The 19956-nt window shown below is 41.0% G+C and carries 21 protein-coding genes; 5 read left to right on the forward strand and 16 right to left on the reverse strand.

What is annotated here, in order from left to right; translation table 11 throughout:
* Positions 1–17 precede the first annotated feature (17 nt).
* The gene (locus NSQ17_RS10325) at positions 18–2264 is read right to left on the reverse strand and encodes a DEAD/DEAH box helicase (protein WP_326242639.1); all 2247 of its coding nucleotides are present in this window, start codon (positions 2262–2264) and stop codon (positions 18–20) included.
* A 160-nt stretch (positions 2265–2424) separates the two neighbouring features.
* On the opposite strand from NSQ17_RS10325, the gene NSQ17_RS10330 reads away from it, so the two are divergent.
* Positions 2425–3543, forward strand: a complete 1119-nt coding sequence (locus NSQ17_RS10330) for an NADH-dependent flavin oxidoreductase (RefSeq protein WP_342468096.1) — start codon at positions 2425–2427, stop codon at positions 3541–3543.
* Between the two features lie 49 nt (positions 3544–3592).
* Here NSQ17_RS10330 and NSQ17_RS10335 read toward each other — a convergent pair whose 3' ends face one another.
* On the reverse strand, positions 3593–4099 hold the full coding sequence (locus NSQ17_RS10335; RefSeq protein ID WP_008344623.1) for a PTS glucose transporter subunit IIA: 507 nt from the start codon (positions 4097–4099) through the stop codon (positions 3593–3595).
* A gap of 168 nt (positions 4100–4267) precedes the next feature.
* Between NSQ17_RS10335 and NSQ17_RS10340 the strand changes: the two genes are divergently transcribed.
* Positions 4268–4687 carry an Hsp20/alpha crystallin family protein gene (locus tag NSQ17_RS10340; protein WP_007500867.1) on the forward strand — a complete coding sequence of 140 codons (420 nt, stop codon included), beginning with the start codon at positions 4268–4270 and terminating at the stop codon, positions 4685–4687.
* A gap of 21 nt (positions 4688–4708) precedes the next feature.
* On the opposite strand, the gene NSQ17_RS10345 is transcribed toward NSQ17_RS10340, so the two are convergent.
* The 3 genes from NSQ17_RS10345 to NSQ17_RS10355 all read right to left on the reverse strand — a co-directional run bounded on the left by NSQ17_RS10345 (position 4709) and on the right by NSQ17_RS10355 (position 5936).
* The gene (locus tag NSQ17_RS10345) at positions 4709–5161 is read right to left on the reverse strand and encodes a YppG family protein (RefSeq protein WP_017359729.1); all 453 of its coding nucleotides are present in this window, start codon (positions 5159–5161) and stop codon (positions 4709–4711) included.
* Between the two features lie 108 nt (positions 5162–5269).
* On the reverse strand, positions 5270–5641 hold the full coding sequence (locus tag NSQ17_RS10350; RefSeq protein ID WP_017359730.1) for a YppE family protein: 372 nt from the start codon (positions 5639–5641) through the stop codon (positions 5270–5272).
* A 58-nt stretch (positions 5642–5699) separates the two neighbouring features.
* A complete protein-coding gene (locus tag NSQ17_RS10355) occupies positions 5700–5936 on the reverse strand; it encodes a DUF5446 family protein (protein WP_024718530.1) in 237 nt (78 codons plus the stop codon).
* A 193-nt stretch (positions 5937–6129) separates the two neighbouring features.
* On the opposite strand from NSQ17_RS10355, the gene sspM reads away from it, so the two are divergent.
* Entirely contained in the window at positions 6130–6234 is a 105-nt protein-coding gene (sspM, locus tag NSQ17_RS10360) for an acid-soluble spore protein SspM (RefSeq protein WP_017359731.1), read from the forward strand.
* A 23-nt stretch (positions 6235–6257) separates the two neighbouring features.
* On the opposite strand, the gene NSQ17_RS10365 is transcribed toward sspM, so the two are convergent.
* Positions 6258–7214: a DUF2515 domain-containing protein gene (locus NSQ17_RS10365; RefSeq protein ID WP_024718529.1), complete on the reverse strand. Its 957-nt coding sequence runs from the start codon at positions 7212–7214 to the stop codon at positions 6258–6260.
* 46 nt (positions 7215–7260) lie between these two features.
* Here NSQ17_RS10365 and recU point away from each other — a divergent pair, with 46 nt between their 5' ends.
* Entirely contained in the window at positions 7261–7896 is a 636-nt protein-coding gene (recU, locus tag NSQ17_RS10370; protein WP_017359733.1) for a Holliday junction resolvase RecU, read from the forward strand.
* 19 nt (positions 7897–7915) lie between these two features.
* Positions 7916–10588, forward strand: a complete 2673-nt coding sequence (locus NSQ17_RS10375) for a PBP1A family penicillin-binding protein (protein ID WP_035702944.1) — start codon at positions 7916–7918, stop codon at positions 10586–10588.
* Between the two features lie 35 nt (positions 10589–10623).
* On the opposite strand, the gene NSQ17_RS10380 is transcribed toward NSQ17_RS10375, so the two are convergent.
* The 10 genes from NSQ17_RS10380 to panB form a co-directional block, all read right to left on the reverse strand.
* Positions 10624–11133 (reverse strand): YpoC family protein, encoded by a 510-nt coding sequence (locus tag NSQ17_RS10380; protein WP_251185260.1) that lies wholly within the window; start codon positions 11131–11133, stop codon positions 10624–10626.
* Positions 11130–11792: an endonuclease III gene (nth, locus tag NSQ17_RS10385; RefSeq protein WP_008344602.1), complete on the reverse strand. Its 663-nt coding sequence runs from the start codon at positions 11790–11792 to the stop codon at positions 11130–11132. Before nth ends, NSQ17_RS10380 begins: the two co-directional genes overlap by 4 nt.
* Before the next feature lie 17 nt (positions 11793–11809).
* Positions 11810–12514, reverse strand: coding sequence for a DnaD domain-containing protein (locus NSQ17_RS10390; RefSeq protein WP_007500879.1), 705 nt, complete (start codon positions 12512–12514; stop codon positions 11810–11812).
* A gap of 97 nt (positions 12515–12611) precedes the next feature.
* Positions 12612–13904, reverse strand: coding sequence for an asparagine--tRNA ligase (gene asnS / locus NSQ17_RS10395; RefSeq protein ID WP_342468097.1), 1293 nt, complete (start codon positions 13902–13904; stop codon positions 12612–12614).
* A gap of 116 nt (positions 13905–14020) precedes the next feature.
* Positions 14021–14506 (reverse strand): cell wall elongation/penicillin-binding protein regulator TseB, encoded by a 486-nt coding sequence (tseB, locus tag NSQ17_RS10400; protein WP_342467410.1) that lies wholly within the window; start codon positions 14504–14506, stop codon positions 14021–14023.
* A gap of 12 nt (positions 14507–14518) precedes the next feature.
* On the reverse strand, positions 14519–14689 hold the full coding sequence (locus tag NSQ17_RS10405; protein ID WP_008344594.1) for a YpmA family protein: 171 nt from the start codon (positions 14687–14689) through the stop codon (positions 14519–14521).
* A 132-nt stretch (positions 14690–14821) separates the two neighbouring features.
* Positions 14822–17614 (reverse strand): ATP-dependent DNA helicase DinG, encoded by a 2793-nt coding sequence (gene dinG / locus NSQ17_RS10410; protein WP_342467411.1) that lies wholly within the window; start codon positions 17612–17614, stop codon positions 14822–14824.
* A gap of 115 nt (positions 17615–17729) precedes the next feature.
* A complete protein-coding gene (gene panD / locus NSQ17_RS10415) occupies positions 17730–18113 on the reverse strand; it encodes an aspartate 1-decarboxylase (RefSeq protein ID WP_017359738.1) in 384 nt (127 codons plus the stop codon).
* Positions 18106–18972: a pantoate--beta-alanine ligase gene (gene panC / locus NSQ17_RS10420; RefSeq protein ID WP_061419470.1), complete on the reverse strand. Its 867-nt coding sequence runs from the start codon at positions 18970–18972 to the stop codon at positions 18106–18108. Before panC ends, panD begins: the two co-directional genes overlap by 8 nt.
* Positions 18969–19808: a 3-methyl-2-oxobutanoate hydroxymethyltransferase gene (gene panB, locus NSQ17_RS10425; RefSeq protein ID WP_342467412.1), complete on the reverse strand. Its 840-nt coding sequence runs from the start codon at positions 19806–19808 to the stop codon at positions 18969–18971. The genes panC and panB overlap by 4 nt, the downstream gene beginning before the upstream one ends.
* Positions 19809–19956: the final 148 nt, after the last annotated feature.

A 19956-nucleotide genomic window follows, 5' to 3' on the forward strand; every position in this document is an offset into this window, starting at 1 on the left:
GTCTTTTCCCCCTTTCCTTAAAATCCTGCCATCAATTGAATGATACTGCTTTTTCCATCGATCTCTTTCATTTCCATGCCAATACAAGATGGACAGCCGTTCTCGCAGCTGCATCGCTCAATCAGCTGAGTGGCTGCACGGGCAATTTCATCAAAGCGAGCCTGGACCTCTTTACTTAAACCGATTCCACCTGGGTAATGATCATATAAAAATACGGTCGGTTTCCCGTTATGGGCTGCCTTTATTTGAGAAATGACATGAATGTCTGAACGGTCACACATGACAAACGCCGGAACAATATGCTGAAGAACATTGGCAATACCGAGCAAGAGCTGTTCAAGTGTTTTTTCTTCAAATGTCCGCTCTGCTTCATGTAATTCAAACCAAGCAGCACTCGTATGAATCTCTTCTTCAGGTAAGTGAATCGGGCCGGAACCGATATTTTCCCCGGTTGATAATCGAATTTTTTTGAAAATAGTCGGCATTGCATTGACGGTCACATCACCGTAGTGAACAGATACCGCCTCTTTCTCTGTTGTTTGATCAATTTCAAGCACCTTGAGCTGAACTGCTAAATTCGCATCTGTATAATATTCTACATCGACTTGTTTCACATAAGCCTTAAGATGCTCATAATCTAGCTTTTCCACTTGATACTGAACCCCTTCATGTAAATAAATCGCTTCATCATGAAGTAAGGTCATCGCACTGAATCGATCCATCTCCCCAATAATTCGAACGTTCGCTACATCAGATTGATCGACAATGACGACATTTTCCTGACTTGCAGATCTCAGACTGATGCCATGAGCCGGGAACGATTGATCTGACCAATAATAACGGTTCCCGCTGAAATGAAGAACCCCTTCTTCATGTAAGTATTGCAAGATTTCTTCTACTTCCATACCGCCAAACTGTTCATCTTCTCGAAACGGTAGCTCGTAGGACGCACATTTTAGATGATCGACTAGGATGATAAGGTTCTCAGGATTGATTCTTGCCGATTCAGGTGGTCTGTTAAAGAAGTATTCAGGGTGTCTGACAATATATTGGTCAAGTGGCGATGAGCTTGCGACCATGATAATGAGTGCTTCCTCATGACGCCTTCCAGCTCGTCCAGCCTGCTGCCACGTACTCGCTACACTGCCAGGATATCCGGTCATGATACAGACTTTTAGCTGTCCAATATCTACTCCTAATTCTAGTGCGTTTGTGCTGACAACACCGAGAATGTCTCCTTCCCTTAAGCCTTTTTCAATCATACGCCGCTCTTTCGGCAAATAGCCCCCGCGATAACCACGGATCGATTTAGGACCAATTTCTTTTTTCACTAGTTCTTGAATATGACTTAGGATGACTTCAACTCTTACCCTACTTCTAGCAAAAACAATCGTTTGAATTTTTTCTTTTAAAAATGTTTTAGCGAGTTGATTCACAACAGTGGCCGCACTTTGTCTAATATTTAAAGGCTTATTGACGACTGGCGGGTTGTAAAAGACAAAATTCTTTTTACCGCTAGGTGCTCCGTTTCGTTCAATGAGATGCACCTTGCTTCCGGTCAGCTGCTCTGCGAGCTCTTTCGGATTCGCAATGGTCGCTGATGTACAAATAAAGGTCGGGTCACTTCCGTAAAATGCACAAATTCGCTTTAGTCTACGAATGACATTGGCGACATGACTGCCAAACACGCCTCGGTATGTATGAAGTTCATCAATGACAATATACTTTAAGTTCTCAAATAAACTGACCCATTTCGTATGGTGAGGCAAAATCGCTGAGTGCAGCATATCTGGATTTGTGATGACAATATGTCCTGCCTGTCTGACGCGCTGGCGAATCGCTGAGGAGGTGTCCCCGTCATAGGTTTCACTGTGAATTGGAACATCCATCTCATGAATGATTTCGTTTAATTCACTTTTTTGATCTTGCGCAAGTGCTTTTGTTGGAAATAAATAGAGGGAGCGGCTTGTCTGATCTTCTGCGATCGACTGAAGAACTGGCAGATTGTAGCAAAGCGTTTTACCTGAAGCTGTAGGTGTCACAGTCACCACATTTTCACCATCCATCACACGTTCAAAGGCTTCCTTTTGATGAATGTACAGTTCGCTCACACCTCTTTTTTCAAGCGCCACTTTGAGTCTGTCATTTACTCTTTCAGGAATTGAAGAAGTCAGTGCAGGCTTCGCTTCAATTTCATGCCAATGCTCAATCTGTTCATCTTTTTTTAAATCTTCTATGAGTTCGTTCATTGTTTTCTTCTTCATCTGGTATCCACCTCTCATTCTAGTGTACCGAATATTTGTTTGCATGACTAGGCGGCAATTTTTTGATGCACCGCTTGTGAGCAAATATTTTGATGTGTTGTAACAATATCTATTACACTTCTATAGTGAAATGATTTTATCAAGGAAGAAGATGATCAGATTGAAAAACGAATTTAAGCCTTTATTTGAACCTTTTACATTCCCAGGGGGTGCCTCTATTGATGGCCGTTTAGTCGTTGCACCAATGACACACTTCGGTTCTCATGAGGATGGCACGATCTCAAAGGAAGAAATTGATTTTATTACCGCTAGATCAAGCGAAATGGGCATGGTCATCACCGCATGTGCAAACGTAACGCCAGATGGTAAGGCGTTTGAAGGACAGCCTTCTATTGCAAGGGATGAAGATATACCTGGCCTTCAAAAGCTTGCTTCTGCGATTCAAGCGAAAGGAACAAAAGCCATTATGCAAATTCATCATGGCGGCTCTCAGGCTCTCCCTCATTTAGTCCCAAACGGGGATGTCGTTGCGCCAAGTGATGTATTTAAAGATGGAAAACAAATTGCGAGAGCTTTGACAGAAGAAGAAATTCCTCACATCATCGACTCATTTAAAGAAGCAGCAAGGCGCGCAATCCAATCAGGATTTGATGGGATCGAAATCCATGGAGCGAACGGATATTTATTACAGCAATTCTACTCCCCACATAGTAATCAGCGTACAGATCAATGGGGCGGAAGCGAAGAAAAACGTCTCGCATTTCCAATTGCAGTTGTAGATGCGGTGAAAGAAGCAATCAAAGAGCATGTAACAAAACCATTTATCTTTGGGTATCGATTATCACCTGAAGAACCAGAAACACCTGGTTTAACCATGACAGAAACATTTACTTTAGTGGACGTACTTAAGACAAAAAACCTTGATTACTTGCATATTTCTTTAATGGAGATTGACGCTAAGGCAAGACGTGGTGCTGATACAAGTAAGACGCGGATGGAGTTATTAAAAGAGCGCTGTGGTGACACGCTTCCACTCATCGGCGTCGGCAGCGTCATTACAGCTGAGGATGCACTGAATGCATACAATCAAGGGATTCCACTCATCGCTGTTGCAAGAGAAGTCATTGTTGATCCCGATTGGGCAGTAAAGATTAAAGAAGGCAGAGAAAACGAGATTGAGACCGTCATTAAACGCAGTCAAAAAGACAAGTACATGATTCCAGAGGGTTTATGGACTGTCATGGAAGCAAGTAAAGGCTGGGTTCCAATGGAGGATTAATCTCCTCAATAAAAAAACTACCCTATCAACTCAGGGTAGTTTTTTTGGATTATTTCATTTTCACTGTAAAAAGCTTGGACGTCTGCTTTTCTACAGAGCCCTTAGGTTCTTTGTCAAGATGTTCTACTAAATCACCATTCATGATGACAATTGGTGTCACTGTGCTTGCCGCTTTTTCTTCAATCAGCGCTAAATCACATGTAATGAGAGGATCACCTGCTTTCACTTTATCCCCTTCTTTTATGTGTGCTTCAAAGCCTTCACCATTTAATCCAACCGTTTCAAGTCCGATATGAATCAGAAGCTCAAGCCCCGAGAGTGTTCGAATCCCAATTGCATGTTTTGTATGGAAGAGTTGAATAATTTCACCATCTACTGGCGACACAATGGTTCCGTTTTTTGGTTTTACAGCTACGCCGTCTCCCATCATCTTTTGAGAAAAAACGGGATCTGGTACATCGGTCATATCCATTAACTCTCCATCAACTGGAGAATAAATGACTTCTTCCTTTACATCATCTTGGTTTTTTCCGAAACCGAATAATTTTTTCAGCAATGTTCATTTGCTCCCTTCAAGCTTTGCTTCTAGATCTATTCAGCGTATAAACCTTCACGCCCATACACCTTGCTTCATTCAACACTATTTAATCATAATTTTTTCCTCTCATCAATTGATAACCGCCTGAGCCCCTTTTGCATAGGCTGTAGATGAGAGGTGATTCAAATGAAACATGAAAGTGAAAAGAAACACGAGTTGTTAGCAAATGAAGACATTCTATATGAAGCAATTGAACAATTTTTTGCATCATCGCCGTTTCACGACATTTTAAATAGTGCAGAGGCGCTGATGACCACGAGCCATTCACTTGCATCCATTACAACTGATGTGACAGAAGATGATCAATATGTATATATTGAGATTCGATTTCCAGACCATTTTGTCGAAGGTGATATCGCACTAGAAGTGAAAGCGCAATATTTACACTTATCGGTACAGGAAAAAATCAAAACAGACACGACTTCCTCCTATTCAAGTTTTACCAAAACCATTTTAATGCCTGCAAAAATAGATGAAACCAATATGAAGAGCGTTTGGAAAGATCAATCACTTCGTGTGACTGCGCCAAAACAAACAACCCAATAGATGTATATCTATTGGGTTTTGCTATGCTTTAAAAATACTAGTAAATCCTTTCGCCAATGAGCCCACTTGATTCATTGTACTCATCATTTGTCCAGCAGTATCAAACATTTTATTAAAATCGTATTGCCCATTCGTTTTTTTAAATTGTGACAGCACACTTTTAAATTGAGATGATTGCTGTTTTTGCGGCCTTGGCAAAGGATAAGGATTCATAGGCTGCTGCATAGGCATCATGCCCGGCGGCTGCATTTGCGGCTGATTCATTGCTTCAGGCTGCGGCTGATAAGGCTGGAAGTTTTCCTGATATCCAAAAGGCGGCTGATAACCCGCAGAAGGCGGCTGGTTCATTTCACCTTGATATGGGGGCATGAAATATTCTGGAGGCTGCGGAGGTTGCTGCATATCTGGATACGGAAAAGGCCGTTGCTGAAATTGATTCATTTCATAAGATGGTTGGTTTGAATAAGGGAACATGCATCTCGCTCCTCTCGCTCTGAAAACATATTGAAGTCAATGATATATTATGTTCAGGAAGCAGAAGATGTGCCTACAGCAGCCATAAGAAAAACGCAGCCTGTTTCATCAGCTGCGTTTGTTGATTTCTTCTATTAAAAGGTTCAGTGTATAAATCACTGACTCAACTAAATTTTTCACACGAGGTGCATGCTGTTTGCCAAAATAAGATTGCAGCACAACCTCTTTTCCATTTTCTTGGACGGCTTCAAGCTGTTCTTGATGTAAGTATCTAGGTTTGGCCTGATGAATAAATGAGGTAGCAGCAGTAAGCCACTCTTCCATTTGCTGATCAAATTTGACAACGGCCGGTTGAATATCGTTGTAAAAATCATAAACTGGGTATTCCTCTTCTGCCTTTCCCTTTAGGTACTGCTCGTATGCTTCTTCGATCCACGTGATCAACTCTTGTGTATGTTTAAGTAATGTTTGATTATCCAAAGTGTTCACCTCTATGAACCATCCTATCAAACGTTTACTTATTGCTCAAATAGAAAAGCTATCCGGCGTGATATGCGGGTCTTGCCTGCAGCTTATACTCTGCTGCATGAATTTTCAATTCACATTCCTTCACTTCAGATTCAAGACGGTCAATGATTTGTTCTTGCTCCTCTACGGCAGCGTTTTTTGTTTTTTTGACAGCTAAAGACAGTTCTTCTTCCACCGCATCAATCTTTCGCTCAATTTCCTCTAACAACTGCATAATGGATTCTTTTGATACAAATTCGCTCATCATCAGATTCCTCCTTTATCATCTCTCGTTACATTCTCTTTTCTTTTGCCCCCTCCTTCATACATGACAAAACTAGAACTAAATCGCCAATCTAAGTGAAGATAAGCGCAATTTCTTCCATTTCGACACGTGCTTGTCCTTCTTTGTATGATCGCGTCCGATTGTGTAAATTCTAAGGACAAAGGAGGTAGATGTCATGAAAAAGCAGCAAGCACCAAAAGAGCAAAAAACAAAAGGGAAAGAAAACAGTACAGATCAGCTTGATAAAAAGCTCGGCGGCCCTAACCGTCCATCCACGTAAAAAAAGCAGGTACCCCCTGCTTTTTATTTATGCAAAAAATAGTGTTCTAATGAGAAAAGAAAACGAAGCTGCCTTTTTTTATGAAAATACCAGTCGGTCAGCTCAATTTGTTTTGGTAAACGCTCTGCTTCAAACAAGGCTGGACTCAATTTCTTTTGAAACCAATCTTCCCTTTGATCGTCTAATGAATGTGTCATGACTGGATACACCGTTCTGAGGAAAGGGCTTGACCTTCGCGCAATCCCTAAAAACGGTTCAAAATCAAATCGAGATCCCGTATGCGGCACGGTATGCAAAAAATGATAAAAATCCGAAAACAAATCGGCTCGAAACAATAGTTTTGCTAGTTTTTTCCCTAACGTAATGCGCTCTTTTACTTGGGAAAACTTTCGTATGGTTAACCCATACAAATGCCCGTCTACTGTCGGAAAAACGACGGTTTGAAAATGTGCCCACTCGCTGAAAAGATATTGAATCGAGTGAAAAACATTCTTTTTCAGGAGAGGATTTTGTATAATAGGAGATTGTATAGTATATTGTTCATTTATGATGAGTGCATGCAGCAGTCGCTCTGTGTCACGCGTTTGCCAAAATCGTTCCCACTCAGCGCTCATAAAACGAGACACACCGAAATGGGGCAGCAGATGAAATAAAGGTTTACGGCACCTTTTTGACCATTCATACAAGAGAAGCTGCGGGTAAGCATCTGAAAAGATCAACCAATTCGCTCTTTCATATGCTGTAAAGAACAGATGCCCTTGCTGATCCGTTAAACCCGGATGAAAGAGCTCGCCTTTTAAATCTGTCATCGACCATCCAGCATTTCTGGAGACAAAAGAAGCAAGCAGAGACCATTTCATCTCTGGATGACGGTCATAAAAGCGCTTGTACGCATTTGTCCTTGTCAGGTTATCCTTATTTTTCGCTTTCGTTTCATGTAAAATATGCTGGGTAATCATGTGCTCTTGTTGTGACAACATGGTGATCTCTCCAATACAAAATGCATTAAAAGGAGGCTGAAACTTGATGATTCGGTATCCTAACGGAAAATCGTATCAGCCCATTCAACAAATTGGGACAAAAAAAAGAATCAGCGGCGAATCATCTTATAGTAACCGCGGGATGACGCTTGAAGCTGACTTAAATGAAACGAACCAGTACTATTTGGTCAACGGGATCGCAGTCATTCATAAAAAGCCTACCCCTGTTCAAATTGTCAATGTGGATTATCCAAAAAGAAGCGCTGCTGTCATTAAAGAAGCCTATTTTAAACAATCCTCCACAACAGACTACAACGGGGTATACAAAGGGCGTTATATCGATTTTGAAGCAAAGGAAACCAAAAGCACCACCTCGTTTCCGCTCAAAAATTTCCACGACCATCAAATTGAGCATATGAAACAGGTTGAAAAGCAAGGCGGTATTTGTTTTGTTATTATATCCGCATTTGGTTCCGTTTATTATTTGTCCGCTACTGACCTCTTCTTCTTTTGGGAGCGGCAGCAGCAAAACGGCCGTAAATCCATTAGCAAAGATGAATTAATGGAAGCAGGTCACCTCATGACACTTGGATATTCGCCAAGAATTGATTATATTAAAGTAGTGGAGACACTTCATTTTTCGGATGACAGCAAGCAACATTTACGTTCGAAAAAGGTTTAACACGAAAGGTTGAGATGTGATGTCTGATCAATTTACAAGTCGTGAACAGCGACGTAAAGCAAGTCAAGAAAACAATAAGAAGCAAAAGAACAAAAAAGGCAAAAAGAAAGCAGGTCTATTTAAAAAAATATTTTTATCTTTACTCGTGATCGGTCTTCTTTGTTTAGTAGCCGGAATCACAACTTTTGCCGTTTTTGCATCAAGCGCTCCTTCTATTGATGATAGCAAGCTAAAAACGCCGTATTCTTCAAAACTTTACGATAAAGACAAAAAAGTCTTTGCAGAAGTCGGGGCGGAAAAAAGAACGTATGTCTCGATTAAAGATATACCCGACGTGGTAAAAGACGCGTTTATTGCAACTGAAGATGCACGTTTTTATAAACACCACGGGATTGATCCTATCCGTATTGGCGGTGCTCTTGTCGCAAACGTCGAGGACGGTTTTGGAGCAGAAGGTGGAAGTACGATTACACAGCAGGTTGTGAAGAACTCCCTGCTTAACAATCAAAAGACGTTAAAACGTAAAGTACAGGAAGTATGGCTCTCGATTCAACTTGAGCAAAAATACTCTAAAGATGAAATTTTAGAAATGTATTTAAACCGTATTTTCTTCTCTCCTTATGCTTATGGTGTTGGGAAAGCGGCTGAACAATTTTTCGGAGTGACAGATTTAAATAAACTAACTGTTGCACAGGCTGCCACACTTGCAGGTATGCCGCAAAGTCCATCTGCCTATAACCCAGTGAAACATCCAGAGGCTGCGGAAAAACGCCGTAATATCGTTTTAGGCCTAATGAAAAAACAAGGCTATATTTCAGAGAAAGAGTATGAGGAAGCAAAAGCAACACCTGTCAGCAAAACAGTTGTTTCAGCTGATAAATATAAGAGTCAAAACTCAAGTAAGTACTCTGCTTATATTGAAGAAGTCATGGAAGAAGTACAGAAAAAAGCCAAAGTAGATGTATCAACAGATGGATTAAAAATCTATACTTCTCTTGATCGAAAAGCTCAGGATCATCTGGATGACATCATCAATGGGGATTCAGCCGGATTTACGAAAGGTATGCAAGCTGGAGTCACCCTGCTGGATACAAAAAATGGTGAAATTCGTGCCATTGGTGGTGGTCGTGATGTGCCAGCCGGCGGCTTTAACTATGCCACTGATGCAAAACGCCAGCCGGGATCTACAATTAAACCAATTTTAGATTACGGTCCTGTAATTGAAAACAAAAAATGGTCAACATATCAGCAAATTGATGATGCGCCTTATACGTACTCTAACGGTACACCAATTAACAACTTTGACAGAAGACACTTAGGGAAAATGTCGATGAGAAGTGCTTTGGCACAATCACGAAACATCCCTGCTTTAAAAGCTTTCCAAGAAGCTGGTACAGATAATGCTGTTCAATTCGCCAATAACTTAGGTTTGGACTTACCTTCTGACATTCCTGAGTCTTACTCAATCGGCGGATTTGACGAAGGTGTCTCATCTCTTAAAATGGCTGGTGCATTTAGTGCATTCGGTAACAACGGATACTATAATGAACCGCATGCCGTAACGTCTGTTGAATTTAATGACGGGACGAAGCTTGACTTAACACCAGACTCTAAAGCAGCCATGAGTGATTACACTGCATTTATGATCACAGATATGCTGAAAACTGCTGTACAATCTGGAACAGGTACACTCGCACAAGTACCGAATGTTCAAGTAGCTGGTAAAACAGGTACAACCAACTTTACACAAGATGATATTAATAAATACAACATCCCTTCTGGCGGGGCGAAAGATTCATGGTTTGTCGGTTACACGCCGCAATACACAGCAGCTGTGTGGACCGGAATCGGCAACTCAAAAGATGCAGACGGCAAAATGTGGCTCACGGATTATGAACAACGTGTTGCCAAAGTTGTCTTCCAGAAATTAATTTCTCAAATTGATGATGGAAGCGGCTCATTTGAAAAGCCAGACAGTGTCGTTGAAGCAACGGTTGAAAAAGGATCAGATCCAGCGAAGTTAGCTGGACCAAACACACCAAGTGATAAGAAGACAACGGAATACTTCGTCAAAGGAACTGTCCCAACAAAAGTTTCTGACACATATGAAAAGAAAGAAGCTGACAAACCATCTGACTTAAAAGCGGTGTATGATGAAGAGAAAAAGTCGATTACACTCACTTGGGGTTATGATGACGATGCAGATGCAACATTTAATGTGAAGCAAGCGGTCGATGATGGAGGCTATAAAGACATTCAAAACAGCTCTTCTAAAGAAGCCGTCATCTCTGATGTGAAGCCAGGATCCACCTATAAATTCCAAGTGACAGCGACTGTAGACGATGTCACAAGTAAAGCTGCTTCTACCTTCCTCACCATTAAAGATGACGAAGAAGAGGAAGAAAAAGCAGATGATGAGAACAAAGAAGAAGAAGAGCCACAGCAACCTGATGATGAGCAAACAGATCAAACAGATGATAATCAAAACCAAGGCGGCACTGATGAGCAGAAGCCTGATGATAAAAAAGATCAAGGCGGAAATACCGAAAATGGTGATGGCTCAGACAGTACAAATGGAAATAGCAACTCACAGAGCGATGCCAATAAAGATAAAAAGAAAGACGACGAGAAAGCCAATTCTCAAAGCTCAAATACTCAGTCAAATTCTACTTCTCGCAAAGAAGACGAATAACAAAAAAGCACTTGCCGTATGTGGCAAGTGCTTTTTTAACGATTTTGTTTTAACTTTCTGAGTGCTTCGTATTTTCCATACTGCTTTTTGAGCTCTGTGTATAACTCGTCCAATTGAATAAAGCAATGATATTGAGTAGGTTTAAGTAAAATAAACTCTAATCGTTCTGTCCAGTTAATGGGGGCTACTGGAAACGTCTGTTGTTTGATTTCCTCCCAATCAAAGGTTTGAAGCTTCTCTCCTTTGATCCAGTAAAACATTGCAATCATACTGACAATGCCTTGCAGCATATCATCCTCTTCACACCGAGATTTTCTCGTTTGAAAGCGAGGAAGCATGTTGTCTTTTAATTCATTCCACAGATCAAACATCAAAGGAACAAATTCTTCCGTTTTCTGCCACGGTTGCTCATCTAGTAAAGGTTCTGAAGATAGATCAAATGCGAGTGGATTGATTCTTAATATATCCTTTTTTTCGCCGCTTATCTCTACCTTTTTCTCTTTTAGCTTTTCGACATATGAGGTGAAAACAGCTGCTCCGCTCATGCCAGCTTCACCAGCCCTTTTTTCAGCCTCTTCTGCCCTTCTCTGCACATATCAAGAAGTGGACAAGATTCACACTGTGGCCGCTGCGCCTTACAGTGATATCTGCCGAAAAAAATGAGACGATGATGTGTCACGGACCAATCCTCTTTTGGCACCTTCTTCATTAAGGTTTGCTCTACCTCAAGAACAGAATCCTTCCAGCGGCAAATCCCAAGTCGTTTGCTGACGCGCTCGACATGTGTATCTACTGCAATGGCGGGAATTCCAAAAGCGACAGATACAACGACATTTGCTGTTTTCCGTCCAACCCCTGGAAGCTTGATTAGCTCATCTCGATCTCTTGGCACTTCACCGCCATAATCTTCAATCAGCATTTGGCTTAATTTTTGAATGTTTTTTGCCTTATTACGATAAAGACCGATCGAACGAATATCCTGCTGCAACTCTTCAAGCGGCACACTTAAATAGTCTTCTGGTGTTTTATATTTTTGAAATAGATGTTTGGTCACTTTGTTCACTAAAACATCTGTACATTGCGCTGAGAGTGCGACAGCAATCACTAGTTCAAATGGATTGGAATGAACAAGCTCACACTCAGCCTCTGGAAACATATCTCCTATAATATCTAAACATTCATTGATTTGTTTTTTTGATAACATGCCTTCTCCTTTATTGGTTATTGTTCCAGCCAATTATAAAAAGGAACTTGTCTTTTATATGAAGATGTTTCTTCTTTTGAAGGTGGGGCTTTTTGCTGCGAACGGAAATGCTGGCTATGCTCTTTCGCTTCTTCCGCTGTTTTCAGCCCTTTCTTTTTCCACTCAAACAATATTCGATCGATATAGCGAAAATTTAATTTCCCTGATAAAACAGCTTCTCTTAGAGCAAGACGAATCATCTCAGCATCATGATGGTCTTGGTCCATCCAGATCGAGAGTGTCTCCCCTTCAAGAGGAGAAAGTGGTCTGCCAAACTCATCTTCAAATAGCGCATATAAAGATTTTTCAGCCTGCACATGATTCTTTTGCAGGTCTTTCGCCTGTTTTGCTTCTAAAAAGTCATACAGCACACCCCATAAGGGTTCTACCGAGTAACGGTCATGCTGAATACCAGACCTGTCTTCAAACGGCTGGATCGAAATAAACCCTTTTTGAATCAAATACTGCACCATATAAGCACATTCTTCGGCCGAAATGGTCATACCATGTGAAAGCTCTTCAAATGTTTGAAAAAAGACGCCTTGTTCTTCATTCATTTTAATCTTTAACATGACCATCATTTGTGATTCATTCAGTCCTAATTGCTCATAATGGGCAATCAGCAAATTAGGCAAACTGGTCGAACCCATTTTCTGCATATCTATAAATTGTTGCCTTTTCATCGGATACACCTCTTCACTTTCAGTATATCACGTTTTCTCATACGTGCTGCCCTTAAGACGTTTGAAAAAGCCTCCATATGTTGGAGGCTTTCACGTCTTAAGGATATAAACGGTTTAATAATCTTGGGAATGGAATTGTTTCACGCACATGCGGCGCTCCGCTAATCCAAGCAACTGTTCGTTCAAGTCCAAGACCAAAACCTGAATGTGGTACAGAACCATACCGTCTTAATTCTGTGTACCATTTGTACGTTTCTTGATCTAACCCATGTTCTTTTAATCTTGCTTCAAGCAGATCTAAATCATGAACACGTTCAGAACCGCCGATAATCTCTCCATACCCTTCTGGCGCAATTAAATCTGCACAAAGGACGACATCATCACGGTCTGGTGCAGGCTGCATATAAAATGGTTTTAATGAGGTTGGGTAATGAGTGATAAAGACTGGTTTATCATAGCTTTCGGCGATCGCTGTTTCATGCGGCGCACCGAAATCATCTCCCCATTCAATGTCATCAAATCCTTTATCCTGCAAGAATTTAATCGCTTCATCATATGTGATGCGCGGGAATGGTGCTTTGATGTTTTCTAATTTTGCTGTATCACGGCCAAGTGTGTGGAGTTCTACTTTACAATTTTCAAGTACACTTTGAACAACGTGAGACACATAATTTTCTTGGTACTCAAGGTTCTCATTAAATTCAACAAATGCCATCTCAGGCTCGATCATCCAGAACTCGATTAAATGACGTTTTGTTTTCGATTTTTCTGCTCTAAATGTTGGACCGAATGAGAATACTTTTCCGAGTGCCATCGCAGCAGCTTCCATGTAAAGCTGTCCACTTTGAGAAAGGTATGCATCTTCATCAAAATATTTAGTAGCAAACAGCTCTGTTGTTCCTTCAGGAGCACTTCCTGTTAAGATTGGCGGATCCACTTTCACGAAGCCTTCTTGATGGAAAAACTCATATGTAGCACGAATAATTTCGTTACGGATTTTCATAATGGCATGCTGTTTTTTAGAACGCAGCCATAAATGACGGTGATCCATTAAGAATTCTGTTCCATGTTCTTTTGGTGTAATTGGGTAATCTGTTGCTTCGTGAATCACTTCAATGGATTTCACTTGTAATTCAAAACCAAGTGGTGAACGTTCGTCTTTTGTTACTTGTCCTGTGACATAGACCGATGTCTCTTGTGTCACTGATTTCGCAAGCTTAAAGACTTCCTCTTCCACCTCTGCTTTTACAACGACTCCTTGAATAAAGCCTGTCCCGTCGCGAAGCTGCAAGAATGCAATTTTCCCGCTTGAACGTTTATTGGCAATCCATGCGCCGATTGTTACTTCTTCATCGACGTGTTTGAACACTTGATTAATAGTTGTTTTCAACATATTTCCCTCCAAAGCCAGAAAGAAACTCACCTTGTTAAATAGGTGTGATTCTTTTTTCATACATTTTATTATAACCGTTCTAAATCAGCATGGTCAACGCAAGACAGAAGAAACTATGGTGTTAAATTTTTTTCCACTCGTCCTGTCGTAAAATCAACATAGCTGAAACTATATTGGTCGTTCTCATTTAAGTACGTTACTTCCCAAAGGAGGACGTCACCTTCTCTTGCTAATTGAACATTTTTCAGCTTAGAAATGGTGTTCTCCTTTTGAACGGCTTGTACTGCTTGGGTTGAAGTAATGCCTTCTTTTGCTTTTTTAGCAATGACTTTTTCTTTTTTGCTGGCAGGTACCCACACATAGATCGCTTCGTTTTGTTTGTTTTTACCTTCCACAACAAATTGCTTTTCTTTCCCAACAAAGGTATCCACTTGCTCTACTTGTGCTAATGATGCTTGCTTTTTTGCTCGTTCAATCGCTGCCTCATGACCTTCTTCTTTTTGACCCATGGCAATTTGATATATCCACGAAAAGCTAATGATGCCAATGAGTAAAACGAGCGCAGCAATGGATGAAATAATCCAAACTATTTTTTTCATGTCAAGCTTCCCCTAAGTGCGATATATGGTAAATATCGCTTGATTTTGATCTTCTTGATCTAATGCTAATCCAAACATAAGATCTTCCCTTTTAAGCGTTCTGTTCAGCAAATCGACGATTTTGTATAGGTCTTCTGAATGCTTAATTTGAACAGTTGAAAGTACCTCTATTTTACTTTCCACTTCTAATTCCTCCTCGGTACGTAAATATTGTTAGTTATACTTTTCAATGTGAGAACCGATACTATTTTTACAACGGAACATAAAAAGCCGTTACGATAAATTAACTCCAAACCCACACCAGTGAAAGGCCGCTTATGACAGCGGCTTTTCGTTGTTAAGCTTTTCTATATACGCCTCAAGCGACTCTTTGGACATCTCGTGAACTGGCGCATGATGAAGTGATTCTAAAAATAGTTTTCCATACGAAGCGGTTTTCACTCGGCGGTCTAAAATCAGCAATGTTCCGATGTCTTTTTCCGAGCGCAGCAAGCGGCCTGCTCCTTGCTTAAAAGTTAACACAGCTTCCGGTAGAGCGACGGCTTTAAAGGGATTCTTCCCCTGTTTTTTTGCAGCTTCACATTTTGCTTCAATGAGCGGTGAATCGGGCGGTCGGAAAGGAAGCCTTGCCATAATGACGGTCGTTAGCTCTGAGCCAGGAAAATCCACACCTTCCCAGAAACTCCCTGTTCCTAGCAAGATGGCCTGCTTCGCCAATTTGAACATTTTTGTCAATTTTACAGGGCTCCCGCCTGTCAAACCCTGAGCAAACAAGGCCGATTGCATACCTTCTGATTTCAGCTCTTCATACACTGCTTTTAACATCTCATGTGAATTAAATAATACCAATATTTTCGCTTGATCCTGCTTTTCCATGATCTTAATATATGTTGCAGCTTGCTTCACATATTCGCGTTCATCACGGTTTGTGATCGGCGGCATGTCAGCCGGTACAACGACCTTAAGCTGTTTTTCAAGTTCAAAAGGTGAATCAATTTGGACAAGGTGTGGGTAAAAATCTTGCAGTCCAAATCGTTCCAAGCAATAATCAAAGCGTTGATTGATGGTAAGCGTCCCTGATGTGAGGACAACGCTTTTTTTGTTCATAAAGAACCGATCAGCTAGCAGCTCCCCTGTATCCAGCGGCTGCGCGTGCATAAAGACAGCATTCTTGGCACCCTTTGCATCAATCTCAATCCAAACGGTTTCATCATTGTTTGGTTCAAAGATAAACCGGTACAGCGTACTGCAGAATGTCTGCATAAATGACATCACTTGATCGTATTCTTCTGCTTCAAATGCAAAGTGTTCTATGAACTGATCACTTTTGTGAAGCAACTCATTTTTTTGCTGCTCATACAGTTTCTCACAAGCAATCAATAATGAACAAAGCTTACTCGCTGATTCTTTAATTCGGACCCACTGAGCATGTTTTGAATGATGACGGACTCTATGAATGAGACGATTGATGTCCGCTTTTGGTTTTGTCCTTTTGACAAAAGAATGAACGGTACTAAAAAATGCGTCACTTTCCATCTGAAGCTGCTGAAGATACTCGTCCATTTCAATAAAGGTGTCAGTTGATAAACCTGCCCCATGAAATCTCTTTTTCAATTTCTTAAGCAGCCCGCCTTGCAAAGAGCCAAGCTGCGTTAATTTCGCATGAAGCTGGATATAAGACGCACTGTCACCTAGCGTTTCATTGGCTGTTTTTTCAAATTGGTGGGCCTCATCAATCACATAGACATCTGCATGCTGAAAGATAGAAGCTCCTTCTGTTTGAGATAAAAGCAGACGGTGATTCGTCAAAATTAAATCAGCGGTTTGAGCCTTTCGTTTAGCCCGTTCATAAAAACAATGTTCTTTAAAACGGCGTTTTTTCGATGTAAATGGCATGTGCACACAAGAGATACGGTCTTTTATATTTGCAGCTCCTGACGGTAAATTCAGTTCAGACAAATCACCTGTTTCAGTGACAAGAAGCCACATTAAAATTTGCGCTTTTGTTAAGACAACATCATAGTTATCATCTTCCTCATGCAGGACATGCTCAAACTTATCTAAACAAATATAATGTGCCCGCCCTTTAAACACACAGGCGGCTGGCTCAAATGGGAGCAATTGCTTGAGTAGCGGAACATCACGCTGAAGCATTTGCTGCTGCAGTAAAATAGAATATGTACTGATAATGACAGGTTTTCCTGATTTCTTTGCTTCTAAAGCAGCTGGTATAAGATAAGCGAGTGTTTTCCCGATTCCTGGCGCCGCTTCAATTAACGCATAGGCTCTTTCATGGAACGCATCTCTTACTTTGTTCATCATCGTGAGCTGGCCTTCTCTTACTTCATAGCCTTCTAATGTTTGAGGAAGCTTCTCTTTTATCTCCTCAAACAGCTGCTCGTCGTCAGCGCCTACTGCATATGTCGATTCAGTGATAGGATGGGTCACATCTTTCACAGCAAAAGATCCTACTTCTACAAGCGAATCATCCTGACTAGAGTGATTGGTTTCAAGCTGCTTAATTAAAAGTCCTATATCACTTAGAAGATAAGAGGATAATCTGCGCAGCTGTTTTAACACATTTGGCGGTGTATTCCTTAATTGATGTAATAAGGTTAAAAATAACATGGCAGTAACTTCCGCATCACTATCCGCTCTGTGCGGGTGGTCATGTGGAAGCATGAGCTCTTCGCTTAATTCAGTTAGCTTATAACCTTCAAGCTCAGGATAAAGAATTCTAGAAATTTCAACCGTATCAATCGCTAGCACATCCAGCTCATTTTTCCCGCATGCTTTTAGTTCATCGTTTAAAAAGTTCAAATCAAAATGAACATTGTGCGCAACAAAATAAGCGCCCTGTATGAGATCATACACCTCTTGGGCAATGTCCTCAAAAAACACCGCGTCATCAACCATGTGCTGCTTAATACCTGTCAGCTGTTCAATAAATCCAGGAATCGTTTTCCCTGGGTTCACATATTTTGAATACCGTTCGACAATTTGTCCATTTTCAATGACCACCGCAGCAATTTGAATGATTTTATCACCTTTTTTTGGTGAATTCCCGGTGGTTTCAATATCAACGACAACAAACCTTTGATCGGTCATAAAATGGACACCTCAATTCCTCGTTCCACTCATAGTGAAACACACTCTGGGCAATATAGCTGAAACAGAACAGCTTCCTTATGATGAAACTGTTCTGTTTCCATGTGAGCGTGCGTTATAAAATCGTTCTCGCAGGCTCTTGCCCAATCATTTGTTCAATTTGATTTTGTTTATTTAACACGACCACTTTAGGTGTGTGCGATTTCGCTTCTTCCTCTGACAACATCCCATAAGCGATAATAATGACTTCATCTCCTGGCTGAACCAATCTTGCTGCCGCACCATTTAAACAAATGACACCGCTCTTTCTTTCTCCAGGGATGATATATGTTTCAAGTCTAGCACCATTGTGATTATTAACAATTTGCACTTTCTCATTTGCCATCATGCCTGCCGCATCAAGCAAATCTTCGTCGATGGTAATACTGCCTACATAGTGTAAGTTTGCTTCAGTCACTGTCGCTTTATGAAGTTTCGAGGTCATAAAAGTTCTATACATGTTTTTCACCGCTTTCAGGAACATGGAAAATCACATTATCAATCAGTCTTGCCCGGGAGAACTTCACAGCAGTGGCAATGATCACTTGGCCCGTTAAGTGCTGAAGAGGTTCAAGCTCTGGGTAGGAGTAAATGTCAATATAATCGATTTCTCCACTCGTTTGAAGAATCTCCTCTTCCACTAATTGATAAATACGATTTACATCATGTTCACCATTTTCTACAGCTGTCTGTCCTTTTTTTAATGCCCGGTATAAAGCAGGTGCTTCTTGCCTTTCTGTTTCAGACAAATACACGTTCCTTGAACTTTTCGCTAAACCGTCTTCTTCTCGAACAGTAGGAACAGACACAAGGTGAAGATCAAAAAAGAAATCCTTGATCATCGCATCGATAACAGCGACTTGCTGTGCATCCTTTAGACCAAAGTATACATTGGTTGGTGCGACAAGGTGAAACAGCTTTGTCAGCACCGTGACAACGCCGTCGAAGTGTCCTGGGCGTTTCTTCCCGCATAAGACGTCTGTACGCTTTTGGACAGTCATCGTAATCGATGGCTCATCTTTGTACATTTCCTTCACATCAGGTGTAAATAATATATCTACTCCAGTTTCTTCGGCAAGACGCTGGTCTCTTTCCATATCTCTTGGATAGGATTCAAAGTCTTCATTCGGTCCAAATTGCAATGGATTAACAAAGATGCTCATCACTACGATGTCATTTTGATCTCTTGCTTCTTTTGCAAGCGTAAGATGTCCTTCATGAAGGAAACCCATTGTAGGGACAAATCCAATGGAATGCTGCTTCTTTTGATGCTGCTTGATCATTTCTTTTAGTTCATGAATATGGGAGACAACCTTCATTCCTTGATCCCCCCATATAAACCATCAAGGACTTCTTCTTTCATATGAAAGGTATGAGCATCCTCTGGGAATGTGCGTGCTTTTACTTCTTTTGTATATTGTATGAGCGCTTCTTCTAATACAGCATCGATTTGCGCGTATTGTTTCACAAATTTAGGTGTTCTAGATACGCCGTACCCTACCACATCATGGTAAACGAGAACTTGTCCATCTGCTTCAGCCCCTGCCCCAATTCCGATCACAGGAATCTTTAGCATGTCAGTAATCCGTTTTGTCAGTTCACCAGGTACACACTCTAACACAAGAGCGATGGCGCCTGCTTCCTCGCATTTCAGACTATCTTCAATCAATTTCTGTGCACTCTCTTTGTCTTTTCCTTGCACTTTATAGCCGCCAAGAACACCGACTGATTGGGGGGTGAGCCCTAAATGGCTTACAACAGGAATACCGCCTCTTGTAAGTGCTTGAATGGATTCAAATACTCCGTCTCCACCTTCAAGCTTTAAGGCATCAGCACCGCTTTCTTGCATAATGCGTGCTGCATTTTTCATCGTTTCTTTTAATGAATAATGATAAGACATAAATGGCATATCCGTCACAACAAATGTGTCTTTTGCGCCTCTTTTGACTGCTTTTGTGTGATGAATCATATCATCCATCGTCACTTGCACTGTGGAATCAAGTCCAAGGACAACCATCCCAAGTGAGTCACCAACTAAGATCATGTCGACTTCCGCTTTTTCCGCTTGCTTTGCAGCTGGATAGTCGTATGCTGTCAGCATCACAATAGGTTCGTTTTGTTCTTTCATTTTGAAAAAATCTAACTTTGTCTTCATTTGTTCCTCCTCATTCTGGAGAGGAGATGGCTTGTCTGATCTCACACGCTTTTATCTCTCATGTGCAGACGAATCATCCCTCTGTCCAAGTCCCTTAGGATCAAGGCAGAAATTTATCGAATTTTTCTTCCTAACAGGTACAGTTCTT

It is taken from the genome of Bacillus sp. FSL W8-0629 (genome assembly GCF_038593225.1).
Classification (GTDB): Bacteria; Bacillota; Bacilli; order Bacillales; family Bacillaceae; genus Bacillus; species Bacillus altitudinis.